The organism is Pseudomonas libanensis (assembly GCF_001439685.1).
Taxonomy (GTDB): domain Bacteria; phylum Pseudomonadota; class Gammaproteobacteria; order Pseudomonadales; family Pseudomonadaceae; genus Aquipseudomonas; species Aquipseudomonas libanensis.
Genome location: NZ_JYLH01000014.1, coordinates 104,536 through 119,215, shown reverse-complemented (window position 1 = coordinate 119,215; position 14,680 = coordinate 104,536). Strand labels below are relative to the sequence as shown.

The window sequence follows — 14,680 nt, the reverse complement described above, 5'->3', positions numbered from 1 at the left end:
CGCCAGCCTGCCCGGATACGCCCCCTGGCTAAGCTATAAATTCTTCACGAGCTGCCTACGCGGACCTGACATGAATGACACTTCAACGATCTACGCCTGGGAAGGCATCAATCGCAAGGGGCGCAGGGTGTCCGGGCAAATTGCTGGCCATGACCTTGCGCTGATCAAGGCACAATTGCGCCGGAAAGGGATCTGCCCCGAGCGTGTGCGCAAGAAGCCTGCATCACGGCCGATCTTTGCCCCACGAATATTGCCTGCGGATATCGCCCTGTTCACCCGCCAGTTGGCCACATTGCTCAAGGCCGGAATCCCGCTGCTGCAAGCCTTCGATATCATCAGCGAGGGCGTCGAGAACCGGCAGGTGTGTGACCTGGTCCAAGCCTTGAAACAACAGATCGCCAGCGGCAACAGCTTGGCCGATGCGCTGCGCCAACACCCGCGTTATTTCGACGAGCTGTACTGCAACCTGGTCGCCGCCGGGGAACAGGCAGGTGCCCTGGAAACCCTACTGGAGCGCGTGGCGATTTACCTGGAAAAAAGCCAACGGCTCAAAGCCAGGATCAAAAAGGCCATGACCTACCCTGTCACGGTATTGGTGGTCGCCACACTGGTCAGCGTGGTGCTACTGATGCACGTCGTGCCTCAATTCCAGAAACTGTTCACCGGCGTCGGCGGCCAATTGCCCGGGTTTACCTTGGCGGTCATTGCCCTGTCCGAATTCCTGCAACAGGCGTGGTGGATGCTGACGCTGGGCTTGGGTGCGTCGCTGGCAGGGCTTCGCCAGGCTCACCGTGCTTACCCAGGCTTTCGCCATCGGCTGCAAGCGGGTTTGTTGAAAATGCCCCTGGCAGGCAAACTGCTGCACAACTCTGCCATCGCTCGTTACGCCCGCACGCTTTCGACCACGTTTGCAGCGGGCGTGCCCCTCGTACAGGCATTGGGCTCGGTGGCCGGCGCCGTCGGCAATGGACCATTCAAACAGGCAATTGAACGTATGCGCCACGATGTATCCACAGGCATGCAATTGAACCAGGCCATGGCCTGCAATGGCCTGTTTCCAGGCATGGCGATACAGATGACGGCCATCGGTGAGGAATCCGGCACGCTGGACCGAATGCTGGAAAAAGTCGCGAACCATTACGAGGCGGACGTGGACACCTTGGTCGATAACCTCACCAGCCTGATGGAACCGCTGATCATGGTGGTACTGGGGGGCATTGTCGGGGCGTTGGTGATCGCCCTGTACCTGCCGGTCTTTCAATTGGGCACGGCATTTTGATCCTGCTGCTGACCGAACGGCCCTGGTTTTTTGTTGCCATGGCACTGGTGCTGGGCCTGATCGTCGGCAGTTTCCTCAATGTGCTGGCGTGGCGACTGCCAAAAATGCTCGAGCGCGAATGGCGTGCCCAGGCCCATGAGATCCTCGGCTTGCCTGCCGCATCCGCCGGGCCGGCCTATAACCTGATGCGCCCGAATTCCTGCTGCACCCGCTGCGAACAGCCGATTCGGCCCTGGGAAAATATTCCACTGCTCAGCTACCTGTTGCTCAGGGGGCGTTGTGCCCATTGCCGTGAACCCATCAGCCTTCGTTATCCCTTAACCGAGCTGGCCTGCGCGTTGATCTCGGCCGCTGTTGCCTGGCACTTCGGCTTTGGCTGGCAAGCCGGCGCGGTGCTGTTGCTGAGCTGGGGCTTGCTGGGCCTGAGCCTGATTGACCTCGACCATCAATTGTTGCCAGATGCGCTGGTGCTGCCACTGCTATGGCTGGGACTCATCCTCAACAGCGCCGACCTGCTGGCGACCTTGCCCGATGCGCTGTGGGGCGCGGTCATTGGCTACATGAGCCTGTGGAGCGTGTTCTGGCTGTTCAAGCTGGTCACCGGTAAAGATGGCATGGGCCATGGCGACTTCAAGTTATTGGCATTGTTGGGAGCCTGGGGCGGCTGGCAGATACTGCCGATGACATTGCTGATGGCCTCACTGCTGGGCTTGATTGCCGGGCTGATTCTATTGCGTTTGCGCAAGGCCCCGGTGTCAGCACCGATGCCATTTGGCCCCTGCCTGGCAATTGCCGGCTGGATTGCATTGCTCTGGGGTGGTCAAATAACCGACTTCTATTTGCAGTCTGTCGGTTTCAGATGACCACTTCTGTCGCAACACCCTGGATTCTTGGCCTCACGGGCGGCATTGGCAGCGGCAAAAGCGCTGCGGCCGAGCACTTTATCAAGCTGGGCATCGACCTGGTGGATGCCGATCATGCTGCCCGCTGGGTCGTCGAGCCTGGGCGGCCGGCACTGGCGTGCATTGCCGAGCATTTCGGCAGCGGCGTGCTGCACCCCGACGGCCAACTGGACCGCGCCGCGCTGCGTAAACTGATCTTTGAGGTCCCTGAAGAACGCCTGTGGCTGGAAGCCCTGCTGCACCCGTTGATCGCCGAGGAAATTCGCAGTCACTTGGCGCGTGCCCGTTCGCCTTACGCGATCCTGGTGTCACCGCTGCTGATCGAGTCAGGCCAATACAGCATGACCCAGCGCATCCTGGTGATCGACGTGCCGCAATCACTGCAGATTCAGCGTACCCTGCAGCGCGATGGCATCAGCGAACAACAGGTGCAGGCGATTCTGAAGGCTCAGTCCAGCCGCGAAGACCGCCTGAACCATGCCGATGATGTACTGGTCAATGACCAGGACCTTGCCTGGCTGCATGGCGAGGTCGAGCGACTGCACCACTTTTACCTTACTTTGCGTGGAGGCCGATCATGAGCCAACCCTTGACCGTCGACTGCCCAACCTGCGGTGCCCCCGTGGAATGGAAAGCGACCAACCTCAACCGGCCGTTCTGCTCGGACCGCTGCAAACTCATCGACCTGGGCGCCTGGGCCGCCGAGGAACACAAGATCCCCGTGGCCCCGGATGCCGAAGACGAGCTGTTTTCCGAAGACCTGCCACCACGCCACTAAGGCCGCATAAAGGCATATTCCTGCTGGTCGTCGAGGTTTTCTGCGAGGTATTGCAGCTCGTCGGCCAGGTCTTCAAAACTGCGTACGCCCTTGCTTTGCTGCACTACCGCACTGAGCATGGCGCGCAAGGTCAAGCCTGGGTCAAAACCGATTTCCTGCGCCGCATCCTGGCTTCTGCGCAACTCCTGCCGTGCCCACTCATACACACTCATGATCCCTGCTCCTGAAAATTTTGCAGAGCATGGACCTGCGCCGTTGCTCGGCATTTGACTTGGATCAACGCGGTGAATCGTCGTCCTTCCAAGGCGCCGAGAGGTAGCGGGTACGGTTGAAGGTCTCCAGCCATTCCGGGCAGAACACCACCAATGCACTGATGACCATGCCGTTGATAAAGGCTTCGGGAAAGATGATCAGCCACAGGTAGCCCACAAAGTCTTCCAGCCATTGCGGCATCGCAAAGCGGCCGTCAAACCACAACAAACCCAGCCCGGCCAACAGGCACAGCAAGGCCGACAGCGCTGCGGCAAAAAAACCGGAACAGAAGATATACACAAAGGGGTTTCGCGGTTGCGCCCGCTCGACCAGCAGCGCACAGCCTTCGGTGACCAGCACCGGCAACCCGATCAGGAGCAGGCCATTGACACCAAGCGCTGCCAGGTCCTGGCGCCCCAGCAGCATGAGGCCGAGCTGGGCGGTAAACCCACCGACGATTGCCAGCGGCCAATCCAGCAGCAAGGTGACGGCGGTCATGCCGATAAAGTGATAGGACACTCCGGTATCGAAATCCCGCCGCACCAGCCACAGCATGAACAGCGCGAACACCGTGCCGAACAGCAAGTGCTGGCGCCGTCGGTCGGCGAACAACTCGACCCAGGGCGAGCGCAGCACCGCCCATATCACCACGGGCGCATACAACAGCCAGCCGATGCCGAGGGTCGATGGCGCCAGAACAGTTGCACTGATCACGGATGCACTACCTCTACAAAAAGCCTCACCACGAACCTCAGGGCTTACTGCCGAGTGCGCAGTCTACACCTGCGTTTTAACTTTGGTCTGGGTCGAAGCGAGATTCAAATCTGGGAGGGGCGACACAAGCAAGACTTCCTGTGGTCATCATTTGAACGCTAAGCTGCGAATATGGATGACTCAGATTATTTGCGCCTGCTCACCGTAGCAGCCGAACAAGCCAATGCGTTCCTGTCCAATGCCCGCAAGTGGGAGCGTGAGCGTTGGGTCTGCCAGCGACTGTTGCAAGGCTTGAACGTGCCCTACCGCGTCGAAGAATTTCACGCTGCCGGCCAGGAGCCGCCGGATGTGTTGTTTCGCGACGCCAGCTTCGAGGTGTTTTTCGTACTGGACGAAGGCCGCCGCCTGAACGATGAATGGCGCGACGAATTACTGCGCAGGCGCAGCGCTTTCTCCTTGAGCCAGCTGGTGCGGCGCGAAGCCAAGCCACGGCGCATTCCGGCCCATGAGTTCCTGCTGCGCCTGGCGCCGACACTGCGTAAAAAAGCCCACAACTACAAAGAGCGCGGCATGGACCTGGGAGAGTTGGATCTCATCGCCTTTGCCAGCCTCAAACGTGAAGTACTGGACCTCAACAGCCACTTCCCGCCCCCCACCGAGTATTTGCGCCAAGGCTGGCGCTCGCTGTCGTTGGTGGGCCCAACCTTCGCCCGGGTGCTGTTCGCCCACCCGGATGCACCGGATTTCTTGCGCAACAACCTGGGGCGCAGCATAGTATTCGACGTCGGCATAAGCCTGTGACACAGGCACCGGCTACGCTTATGGCGATAGCGCCAACCCCTGGCTGTAACGTGGCGCCCTTTTGCAACGTCTACCTGACGAGGCCTTTATGACCAGCCGCCTGAACCCCGATGACCAACAGCATGTCGAAGAGTACCTGCAACTCTCCCAGAACAGAGTCGAGCGCAAGCCTTTCCGGCCGTGGCTGCTCCTCTGCGTGGTGCTGGTAGTGGTGATCGGGCTCGGTGTGCTGAGCCGCCTATTGAGTTACCTGACGCTATGAGCTGCCTGGCGCTCGCGAGGGTAACTGCTCCGATTTCTTTTAGCCTTGCGAGATACCCCCATGACCCATCGTATTATTATCGTCGGCGGCGGCGCCGGCGGCCTGGAGTTGGCTACCCGCCTGGGTAAGACCCTGGGCAAGCGCGGCAAGGCCAGCATCACGCTGGTGGACGCCAACCTGACCCACATCTGGAAGCCCCTGCTGCACGAAGTGGCTGCCGGCTCGCTGAACTCTTCTGAAGATGAACTCAACTATGTTGCCCAAGCGAAATGGAACCACTTCGAGTTCCAGCTGGGGCGCATGAGCGGGCTTGATCGCGAACAGAAGAAAATCCAGCTGGCCGCCACCCTCGACGAAGAAGGACGCGAACTGGTACCTGCACGCGTACTGGGCTATGACAGCCTGGTAATCGCTGTGGGCAGCACCACCAACGACTTCGGCACCGAGGGTGCGGCGCAACATTGCCTGTTCCTTGACACTCGCAAGCAGGCCGAGCGTTTTCACCAGCAACTGCTCAACCACTACCTGCGCGCCCATGCCGGGCAGACCGATGCCATTGAACAAATCAGCGTTGCCATCGTTGGCGCTGGCGCCACCGGCGTCGAACTGGCCGCCGAGCTGCATAACGCCGCCCATGAGCTGGCCGCCTATGGCCTGGACCGTATCAAGCCAGAGAACATGCACATCACCCTGATCGAAGCCGGCCCGCGGGTATTGCCTGCGCTGCCGGAGCGCATCGGCGGGCCGGTGCATAAAACCCTGGAGAAACTCGGGGTGACCGTGCTGACGAACTCGGCGGTCAGTGAAGTGACTGCCGACGCCCTGATCACCAGCAGCGGCCAAGTGATTCCCGCCAGCCTCAAAGTATGGGCGGCCGGGATTCGCGCACCGGGTTTCCTCAAGGACATCGACGGCCTGGAAACCAATCGCATCAATCAGCTGCAGGTGCTGCAAACCCTGCAAACCACCCGCGACGAAAACATCTTCGCCTTTGGTGATTGCGCTGCCTGCCCGCAACCGGGCACCGACCGCAATGTACCGCCACGAGCCCAGGCTGCGCATCAGCAGGCATCGCTATTGGCTAAATCGCTGAAATTGCGCATCGAAGGCAAGGATCTGCCGACCTATAAGTACACCGACTACGGTTCGTTGATCTCGCTGTCGCGCTTCTCGGCGGTGGGCAACCTGATGGGCAACCTGACCGGCAGTGTGATGCTGGAGGGTTGGCTGGCGCGGATGTTCTATGTATCGCTGTACCGCATGCACCAGATGGCGCTGTATGGGTTCTTCCGTACGGCGATGCTGATGTTGGGGAGCAAGATTGGCCGAGGCACCGAGCCGCGCCTCAAACTCCACTGACAACGCATAATACCTGTGGGGGGGGGCTTGCTCCCTCCCACATTTGATTTGCGGTGAACTCAGGATTCGCGCGCGCAAAAAAAATCCCCGCATCTTTCGATACGAGGATTTTTAATATGGTCGGGGTAAGGGGATTCGAACTCCTGACATCCTGCTCCCAAAGCAGGCGCGCTACCGGACTGCGCTATACCCCGGTAAAAAAAAGGCGACCTTTCAGTCGCCTTCTTCGATCAGCGCTTTTGGCCTCTGATCTTAAGATTCGATTCCAGCCTGGACTGGTCTCAAAAATGGTGGGTCGTGTGGGATTCGAACCTACGACCAATTGGTTAAAAGCCAACTGCTCTACCAACTGAGCTAACGACCCAAATATGGTCGGGGTAGGGGGATTCGAACTCCCGACATCCTGCTCCCAAAGCAGGCGCGCTACCGGACTGCGCTATACCCCGGTTTGAAATTGGCTCCGTGACCAGGACTCGAACCTGGGACCCAATGATTAACAGTCATTTGCTCTACCGACTGAGCTATCACGGAACTACATATTTCAAATTATTACTTTTTTCAAAGCATTTTTACTGCGGTGTAACCTTCTCTTCGACTTGTCCGTATCGCTACGTTCATGTGTCTGAGGCGCGCTATTCTACAATCTTAAAAACCCCTGTCAACCCTTTAAATTGCTTTTAAGACAATGATTTGCGCTTGTTTCTGATTTCTTCTTGGGGAGAAGAAACCCGTGGGCTGACGTTGCTGCGGGGCGCACTTTACAAGCCTTTGCCTTACAGTTCAACGCCCTATCGAAAAAAAAGGCCCCGCAATGCAGGGCCTCCTCTTATAACGCCGGGCGCCGAGCTTAGTGGAAGACGATTTCGTCGTCTTTCACCGTTGCCGTGACGCGGGTGCCAGGCATAAAGCTGCCCGACAGGATCAGCTGCGCCAGCGGGTTCTCGATCCAGCGCTGGATCGCACGTTTCAGAGGCCGTGCGCCATACACCGGGTCGTACCCGACCGCAATCAGCTTGTCCAACGCCTCGCCGCTCAACTCCAGGTCCAGCTCGCGTTCAGCCAGGCGGCTACGCAGGCGGCCCAGCTGGATCTCGGTGATGCCCGCGATCTGATCCCGCGCCAAAGGCTCGAAGATCACCACCTCATCCACCCGGTTGATAAATTCCGGACGGAAGTGCGAGGTCAGCGCATCCATGACCGCAGCACGCTGGGCTTCACGGTCGCCCACCAGTTCCTGGATCTGCGTCGAGCCCAGGTTGGAGGTCATCACGATCACCGTATTGCGAAAGTCCACGGTACGCCCGTGACTGTCAGTCAGGCGACCGTCCTCCAGTACCTGCAGCAGGATGTTGAACACATCCGGATGGGCCTTCTCGACCTCGTCCAACAGGATCACCGAGTAAGGCTTACGCCGCACGGCTTCGGTCAGGTAACCGCCCTCCTCGTAGCCCACGTAGCCTGGTGGTGCGCCGATCAAGCGAGCCACCGAGTGCTTCTCCATGAATTCGGACATATCGATCCGTACCATGGCCTCTTCAGTATCAAAGAGGAACTCGGCCAGGGCCTTGCACAACTCGGTCTTACCCACACCGGTCGGGCCGAGGAACATGAACGAGCCGCTTGGGCGGTTCGGGTCGGACAAACCAGCCCGGGAACGTCGTACCGCGTTGGACACCGCGACAACGGCCTCTTCCTGGCCGATGACGCGCTGGTGCAGCAGGCTCTCCATCTTAAGCAGCTTGTCGCGCTCGCCTTCGAGCATCTTCGACACCGGAATACCGGTCCACTTGGAGACCACTTCGGCAATTTCTTCCTCGGTCACCTTGCTGCGCAGCAACTGGTTTTCAGGCTTGCCGTGCTGGTCGACCATCTGCAGGCTGCGTTCCAGGTCCGGGATCACCCCGTACTGCAACTCGGCCATGCGGTTCAGGTCGCCTTTACGGCGCGCCGCTTCCAGTTCCTGGCGGGACTGCTCGATCTTTTGCTGGATCTGCGCCGAACCCTGTACTTCGGCTTTTTCCGAGGTCCAGATTTCTTCGAGGTCCGAATACTCGCGTTCCAGGCGGACAATTTCTTCCTGGAGTTTTTCCAGGCGCTTCTTCGCCGCCTCGTCCTCTTCTTTCTTCAACGCCTGGGATTCGACCTTCAGTTGAATCAGGCGGCGATCCAGGCGGTCAAGTACTTCCGGCTTGGAGTCAATCTCCATGCGGATACGGCTGGCTGCCTCGTCGATCAGGTCGATGGCCTTGTCCGGCAACTGACGATCAGTGATATAGCGATGGCTCAACTTGGCCGCCGCAATGATCGCGCCGTCGGTGATCGCCACCTTATGGTGGACCTCATAGCGTTCTTTCAGGCCACGCAGGATCGCGATGGTGTCTTCTTCGCTTGGCTCTTCCACCAGGACTTTCTGGAAGCGACGCTCCAGCGCTGCGTCCTTTTCGATGTACTGGCGGTATTCGTTGAGCGTGGTCGCACCGACGCAGTGCAACTCACCCCGCGCCAAAGCGGGCTTGAGCATATTGCCCGCGTCCATGGACCCTTCGCCTTTACCGGCGCCGACCATGGTGTGCAATTCGTCGATAAACAGAATGATCTGCCCTTCCTGCTTCGACAATTCATTGAGCAACGATTTCAGGCGCTCTTCGAACTCACCACGGAACTTGGCACCGGCGATCAGCGAGCCCATGTCCAAAGACAGCAGGCGCTTGCCTTTCAGGCCGTCCGGCACTTCACCATTAATGATGCGCTGGGCCAGGCCCTCGGCAATCGCGGTTTTACCCACGCCAGGCTCACCGATCAGCACCGGGTTGTTCTTGGTGCGGCGTTGCAGGACCTGGATGGTACGACGGATTTCGTCGTCACGACCGATCACCGGATCGAGCTTGCCTTCTTCGGCGCGCTTGGTCAGGTCGACGGTGTATTTGTCCAAGGCCTGGCGCGACTCCTCATGGTTGGGGTCGTTCACCGCCTCGCCGCCACGCAGGTTGTTGATGGCGTTTTCCAGGGCTTTCTTGCTCACGCCCTGGCCCAGCAACAATTTGCCGAGCTTGCTGTTGTCGTCCATGGCGGCGAGCAGTACCAGCTCGCTGGAGATGAACTGGTCACCTTTCTGCTGGGCCAGGCGGTCGGCCTGGTTGAGCAGGCGCGCCAGATCCTGGGACATATTCACGTCGCCGGTAGGGTTTTGAATTTTCGGCAGTTGGTCGAGCTCTTTGCTCAACTCCTTGCGCAGGCTGTTGACGTCAAAGCCCACCTGCATCAGCAAGGGCTTGATGGAACCACCTTGTTGTTCCAGGAGCGCCTGCATCAAGTGCGCAGGCTCAATCGCCGGATGGTCGAGGCCGACCGCCAGGGATTGGGAGTCCGATAAGGCCAACTGCAATTTGCTGGTTAAACGATCAATACGCATTAGTCACCTTCCTTTTGAGCAGGCCGGAGCTATGAACAAACACATCCTGAATGAAGAAACCTGCCAGATACCCTTATAGATGGGGTGGATTCTGGGGGTTTCAAGCGGCGGATGATTGATACAGGTCAGGACAGTCTAGCGTTCAAGCCAGATAAGGGAGGCGAATCGGCCCGTACGCGGGCTGCGGCGATAAGAAAAGAAGCGCGGGTCGTTCACAGTGCACAAACCGCCACCATACACAGCGGAAACACCGCGCGCTGCCAGACGCAGGCGCGCCAACTGGTAGATGTCGGCCATGAACTTGCCAGCGTTGTGGCTGGGAACAAAGGCTTCAGCGGTGGCCGGCAGTTGCTGCATGAACACTTCACGCACTTCCGGGCCAACCTCAAAGGCTTGCGGGCCAATAGCAGGGCCGAGCCAGACCAAGACGTCTTCGGGAGCGGTATCCAGGCTTTCGTGCACAGCCTCCAGCACGCCAGCCGCCAAGCCACGCCAACCGGCATGGGCTGCGGCAACCCGGGTGCCCGCCCGATTACAGAACAGCGCAGGCAGGCAATCGGCTGTCATGGATGTGCAGGCAATGCCAGGGGTGCGGGTCCAACTGCCATCTGCCTCGACAGTACGGCCCGGATCAGCCTCAACCACGTTAATACCGTGGACCTGGCGCAACCAGGCAGGCTTGATATCGAAGGCGCCACTAAGGCGACGGCGATTTTCAAGGACGGCCTCCAGGCTGTCCTCGACGTGATCGCCCAGGTTGAGGCTGTCGAACGGCGCCTGACTGACGCCGCCCGCTCGGGTAGTGACGCAGGCTTTCACCCCGGCCGGCGCGGGCCAGTCAGGAATCAGCCAGTCATTCATCCGATAAATGCCTCGCGATCCTGCTTGAGCAGCGACAGCAACCAGACCAGATCGTCTGGCAGCGGCGATTCCCAGCTCATTCGCTTACCGCTTGTCGGATGGTCCAGCTCCAGGAAACGGGCATGCAGTGCCTGGCGCGGGAAGGATTTCAGCGATTCAACCATGGTCTGACTGGCCGCCGGCGGGATACGGAAGCGACCGCCGTAGGCAGGATCTCCGACCAACGGGAAGTTGATGTGCGCCATATGCACGCGAATCTGGTGGGTACGCCCGGTTTCCAGCTTGACCCGCACGTGGGTGTGGGAGCGGAAACGCTCCAGCACACGGTAGTGGCTGACAGCTTGCTTGCCGCCTTCCATCACCGCCATACGCTGGCGCTGCTGGCCGTGGCGACCGATGGGTGCGTTGATCTTGCCACCAGCCACCACCACGCCGATCACGATGCACTCGTAGATACGACTGACGCTGCGGCTCTGCAATTGAGTAACAAGCTGCGTCTGCGCCTGGATGGTCTTGGCCACCACCATCAGGCCGGTGGTGTCCTTGTCCAGGCGGTGCACGATGCCGCAGCGCGGCACATTGATAATGTCCGGCACGTGGTGCAACAGGGCATTGAGCAAGGTGCCATCAGCATGCCCGGCGGCCGGGTGAACCACCAGGCCTGCGGGTTTGTTGATGACCAGGATGTCGTCGTCTTCATAGACGATATCCAGCTCGATGTCCTGGGCGACCCATTCTCCCTGGGCTTCCTGCTCGGCAGTCAGCTCAAGAATCGCACCGCCATGGACTATGTCTCGCGGGCGGATAACCGCTCCATCCACAGTCAGGCGGCCGTCTTTGATCCAGGCGGAAAGGCGCGAGCGCGAGTGCTCAGCGAATAATTGTGCGGCGACTTGATCGAGGCGTTGGCCGCCCAATTCGGACGGCACCTCTGCGCGAAGTTCAATTTTATCGGACATGCTCAGACTAGGCGTGGCACAGCCTTTGGTTTCGGCTGCGCGCTTGTGGTTAAATACGGCGTCTTTTGCCCCGATGCTTTCAACGGGGCGCTCATCATAACAGGACGGCCCCGCCCAAGACAGCGGCCGTCATAGGGACGCAAGCCGCCATGCAAGTGAAACACCTGCTGCTGATCGCCATCCTCGCCATGACTGCTGCTTGCTCGTCAACAAAGGACGTCGTCGACGAAAACCTGAGCGAAGTCGAGCTGTACCAGCAAGCTCAGACCGACCTGGACAATAATAGCTTCACCAGCGCCACAGCGAAGCTGAAGGCCTTGGAGTCGCGTTACCCGTTCGGGCGCTATGCCGACCAGGCCCAGCTTGAGCTGATCTACGCCAACTACAAGAACGCCGAGCCGGAAGCTGCCAAGTCCGCGGCCGAGCGTTTTATCCGCCTGCACCCGCAGCACCCGAACGTGGACTACGCCTACTACATGAAGGGCCTGACCTCGTTCGACCAGGACGTTGGCCTGCTGGCGCGCTTCCTGCCGCTGGACATGACCAAGCGTGACCCGGGTGCTGCCCGCGACTCCTACAACGAGTTCGCCCAGTTGACCAGCCGCTACCCGAACAGCCGCTACGCGCCGGACGCCAAGCAGCGCATGATCTACCTGCGCAACCTGCTGGCGTCCTACGAGATCCACGTAGCCCACTACTACCTGACCCGCCAGGCGTACGTCGCGGCCGCCAACCGTGGCCGCTATGTAGTGGAGAACTTCCAGGAAACCCCATCCGTGGGCGACGGCCTGGCAGTCATGACCGAGGCTTACCAGCGTCTGCACCTCGATACACTGGCGACCACCAGCCTGGAAACCTTGAAACTCAACTACCCTGACCATCCAAGCCTGAAAGACGGCCAGTTCGTGCCTCAGGTGGCCGAAGCGGACAACCGTTCGTGGCTGAGCAAGTACACCCTGGGCCTGATCGAATCCCGCCCACCGCTGCCACCGGGCGAAACCCGCGCCAACCAGGACGTGATCAAGCAGTACCAGGATGCCAAGGACGCCATTCCTTCGGACCTCAAGCCTCACGACGAGAACGGCGACGTCATCGAAGAAGAGGAGCCGCAGGCCCTTGGCAACAACGAAGACCGTTCATGGTTCAGCTACATGACCTTCGGTGTGTTCGACTGATTGTTCGACGCAACGCAAAAGGGAGCTCTGAGGAGCTCCCTTTTTTATGAGCGAGTATTTATTGCGCTGTGCGCCCGTGGCCACCTTGGCTAAACTGACGCATTCCTTGCCGAGAAACTGCCCATTATGCTTCGTCTACTGTTCTGGATTGCCGTCATTGCTGCCGCGGTATGGTTCTGGCGCAAATTCAAAAACCCTACAGCCCGCCAGCAACGGCCTGTTGAGCCGAATGCGGCGCTGATGGTGCGTTGCGCCCACTGCGGCGTGCATCTGCCGCAGGATCGCGCACTGAGTTCAAGCCAGGCGTGGTATTGCACCCAGGCACACCTGGAACAAGGGCCGAAGTCTATCCAGCGTTGAGGCGACCTGCGGGCGAGTAAGGCGCTGGATCGATGATCGGGGCCCGCGCTAACAGCAAGTCGGCGAATAATTGGCAGGAGGCCGGCGCCAGCACCAGGCCATTGCGGTAATGCCCGCAATTGAGCCACAACCCCTTGAACCCAGGCACCTCACCGATATACGGGATACCCTCCGGCGAGCCAGGCCGCAACCCTGCCCAATGTCCGACCACCTCGGCGGCCGCCAAGGCCGGAATCAGCTCTACCGCAGAGGCCTTGAGGCTTTCCAGCGCGGTTTCGGTCGGCGTCTTGTTGAACCCCTCATGCTCCAATGTGCTTCCGATCAGGATGTGCCCATCACGTCGCGGGATCGCATACCGCCCCTTGGCCAGGACCATGCTGGATAAAAAGTCAGACGCACATTTGTACAGAATCATCTGGCCTTTGACCGGCTCTACGGGTAACGCCAAGCCCAGCGTGCCCAGCAACTGCCCACTCCAGGCCCCGGCAGCGAGCACCACCTGATCACCTGGAACCTGCCCTGCAGCGGTGTTAACGCCCACCACGCTGTCACCCTCGCGGACAAATCCTTGCACTTCGCAATGCTCTTGTATTGTCACACCCGGTAATGCCAGCAGCGCAGCCCTCAGGGATTTGACCAGGCGTGGGTTGCGTACATTGGCCACGTCGGCCATGTAGATCGCCCGGGAATAGCCGCCTCCCAATGCCGGCACTGCATCATGGGCCGCCGACACATCCACCTTGCTTAATGGCCGTCCTTCACGCGCAGCCCAGGCCAATGCTTGACCTTCATCATCCAGGTCAAGCCAGTACAGGCCCGTGGTATGCACCTCAGGATCCACGCCGGTAGCGGCAAACAAGCGCTGCGCCAGTTGCGGGTAAAAATCCTGGGACCAATGGGCCAAGGCGGTGACCGCCGGGCTATAGCGCCATGGATACAGCGGCGAAACAATCCCGCCACCCGCCCAGGAAGACTCCTGCCCAAGCCCCGACCGCTCCAGCAATATGATCGTCTGCCCCTCCCTGGCGAGGTTGTACGCCGTCAACAGGCCGATTACTCCGCCGCCGACAATCACCACTTGCTTTTGCTTAGCCATTATTTGATCCAGCCGATAAACAGGGAAAGACGCGCCCGGCGCCCACTCTTCACGCACGCTCATCATTGCCCCCAGCAGAGTTTGCGCGGCACATCAGGCGCCGCTCCCGGATTACTTCGCATACCGGTGCTGGTCAAGCTGAAGGCTGCACACGCATCACCCGCCATCAATGAATCCACAACAGGCGTAGCGAGCAGGTCAAAATCCTGGGGGTTTAAAACGACGCTGATTCTATAATGATCATTGCCCGCACTGACGCCGCTTGCATCAATAAAAGTGCCGTTCCTCGTATAAAAACGCTCCAAGTGCTGGGCTTGCTCGCTCAACAACGCGACGATTTGCGCTCGATAAACCTTTTTAACCTGACCGATATATCCGGGGTAGGTGACCCCAGCCAGCAACGCGATGATCGCCACCACGATCAGTAACTCGATCAGGCTAAAGCCCCGGCTATCCATGCCCATTCTATT

The 14,680-nt window shown here is 59.5% G+C and carries 16 protein-coding genes and 4 tRNA genes; 9 read left to right on the top strand and 11 right to left on the bottom strand.

Annotated elements, in window-relative coordinates; genetic code table 11:
• The first annotated feature begins 70 nt into the window (after positions 1-70).
• From TU73_RS21145 to yacG, 4 genes are read left to right on the top strand one after another with little or no spacing between them, the layout of a single operon-like run.
• Positions 71-1,279, top strand: coding sequence for a type II secretion system F family protein (locus TU73_RS21145; protein ID WP_057013847.1), 1,209 nt, complete (start codon positions 71-73; stop codon positions 1,277-1,279).
• Positions 1,276-2,142, top strand: coding sequence for a prepilin peptidase (locus TU73_RS21140; protein WP_057013846.1), 867 nt, complete (start codon positions 1,276-1,278; stop codon positions 2,140-2,142). Before TU73_RS21145 ends, TU73_RS21140 begins: the two co-directional genes overlap by 4 nt.
• Positions 2,139-2,762 (top strand): dephospho-CoA kinase, encoded by a 624-nt coding sequence (gene coaE, locus TU73_RS21135; RefSeq protein WP_057013845.1) that lies wholly within the window; start codon positions 2,139-2,141, stop codon positions 2,760-2,762. Before TU73_RS21140 ends, coaE begins: the two co-directional genes overlap by 4 nt.
• Positions 2,759-2,959 (top strand): DNA gyrase inhibitor YacG, encoded by a 201-nt coding sequence (gene yacG, locus TU73_RS21130; protein WP_003188437.1) that lies wholly within the window; start codon positions 2,759-2,761, stop codon positions 2,957-2,959. The genes coaE and yacG overlap by 4 nt, the downstream gene beginning before the upstream one ends.
• Here the strand turns inward: yacG and TU73_RS21125 are convergent.
• Together TU73_RS21125 and TU73_RS21120 are read right to left on the bottom strand one after the other, a co-directional pair.
• Positions 2,956-3,171: a hypothetical protein gene (locus TU73_RS21125; RefSeq protein ID WP_003171680.1), complete on the bottom strand. Its 216-nt coding sequence runs from the start codon at positions 3,169-3,171 to the stop codon at positions 2,956-2,958. The two genes, yacG and TU73_RS21125, sit on opposite strands and share 4 nt — an antisense overlap.
• Before the next feature lie 64 nt (positions 3,172-3,235).
• Positions 3,236-3,925 carry an energy-coupling factor ABC transporter permease gene (locus TU73_RS21120; protein ID WP_057013844.1) on the bottom strand — a complete coding sequence of 230 codons (690 nt, stop codon included), beginning with the start codon at positions 3,923-3,925 and terminating at the stop codon, positions 3,236-3,238.
• 171 nt (positions 3,926-4,096) lie between these two features.
• Here TU73_RS21120 and TU73_RS21115 point away from each other — a divergent pair, with 171 nt between their 5' ends.
• The 3 genes from TU73_RS21115 to TU73_RS21105 all read left to right on the top strand — a co-directional run bounded on the left by TU73_RS21115 (position 4,097) and on the right by TU73_RS21105 (position 6,347).
• Positions 4,097-4,726 carry a DUF1780 domain-containing protein gene (locus tag TU73_RS21115; protein ID WP_043049309.1) on the top strand — a complete coding sequence of 210 codons (630 nt, stop codon included), beginning with the start codon at positions 4,097-4,099 and terminating at the stop codon, positions 4,724-4,726.
• A gap of 88 nt (positions 4,727-4,814) precedes the next feature.
• A complete protein-coding gene (locus TU73_RS21110) occupies positions 4,815-4,988 on the top strand; it encodes a DUF3094 family protein (protein WP_046070858.1) in 174 nt (57 codons plus the stop codon).
• A 60-nt stretch (positions 4,989-5,048) separates the two neighbouring features.
• Complete coding sequence (locus tag TU73_RS21105; protein WP_046070857.1) at positions 5,049-6,347, top strand: NAD(P)/FAD-dependent oxidoreductase; 1,299 nt, start codon at positions 5,049-5,051, stop codon at positions 6,345-6,347.
• A gap of 117 nt (positions 6,348-6,464) precedes the next feature.
• Here TU73_RS21105 and TU73_RS21100 read toward each other — a convergent pair.
• The 7 genes from TU73_RS21100 to rluD form a co-directional block, all read right to left on the bottom strand.
• A tRNA-Pro gene (locus TU73_RS21100) sits at positions 6,465-6,541 on the bottom strand.
• A 94-nt stretch (positions 6,542-6,635) separates the two neighbouring features.
• Positions 6,636-6,711 (bottom strand) — tRNA-Lys (locus tag TU73_RS21095).
• A gap of 5 nt (positions 6,712-6,716) precedes the next feature.
• Positions 6,717-6,793: transfer RNA gene (locus TU73_RS21090), tRNA-Pro, on the bottom strand.
• Positions 6,794-6,802: 9 nt separating this feature from the next.
• Positions 6,803-6,878, bottom strand: a tRNA-Asn gene (locus tag TU73_RS21085).
• A 316-nt stretch (positions 6,879-7,194) separates the two neighbouring features.
• Positions 7,195-9,759, bottom strand: coding sequence for an ATP-dependent chaperone ClpB (gene clpB / locus TU73_RS21080; protein WP_057013843.1), 2,565 nt, complete (start codon positions 9,757-9,759; stop codon positions 7,195-7,197).
• Positions 9,760-9,894: 135 nt separating this feature from the next.
• Positions 9,895-10,620, bottom strand: coding sequence for a peptidoglycan editing factor PgeF (pgeF, locus tag TU73_RS21075; RefSeq protein ID WP_057013842.1), 726 nt, complete (start codon positions 10,618-10,620; stop codon positions 9,895-9,897).
• On the bottom strand, positions 10,617-11,579 hold the full coding sequence (gene rluD / locus TU73_RS21070; RefSeq protein WP_005784662.1) for a 23S rRNA pseudouridine(1911/1915/1917) synthase RluD: 963 nt from the start codon (positions 11,577-11,579) through the stop codon (positions 10,617-10,619). The genes pgeF and rluD overlap by 4 nt, the downstream gene beginning before the upstream one ends.
• Positions 11,580-11,728: 149 nt before the next feature.
• Between rluD and TU73_RS21065 the strand changes: the two genes are divergently transcribed.
• Both TU73_RS21065 and TU73_RS21060 read left to right on the top strand, forming a co-directional pair.
• A complete protein-coding gene (locus tag TU73_RS21065) occupies positions 11,729-12,754 on the top strand; it encodes an outer membrane protein assembly factor BamD (protein WP_046070855.1) in 1,026 nt (341 codons plus the stop codon).
• A gap of 126 nt (positions 12,755-12,880) precedes the next feature.
• Positions 12,881-13,114, top strand: a complete 234-nt coding sequence (locus TU73_RS21060; protein WP_057013841.1) for a PP0621 family protein — start codon at positions 12,881-12,883, stop codon at positions 13,112-13,114.
• On the opposite strand, the gene thiO is transcribed toward TU73_RS21060, so the two are convergent.
• A complete protein-coding gene (thiO, locus tag TU73_RS21055) occupies positions 13,101-14,210 on the bottom strand; it encodes a glycine oxidase ThiO (protein WP_057013840.1) in 1,110 nt (369 codons plus the stop codon). The genes TU73_RS21060 and thiO overlap by 14 nt on opposite strands.
• A gap of 62 nt (positions 14,211-14,272) precedes the next feature.
• A complete protein-coding gene (locus TU73_RS21050) occupies positions 14,273-14,674 on the bottom strand; it encodes a type IV pilin protein (protein WP_057013839.1) in 402 nt (133 codons plus the stop codon).
• Positions 14,675-14,680: the final 6 nt, after the last annotated feature.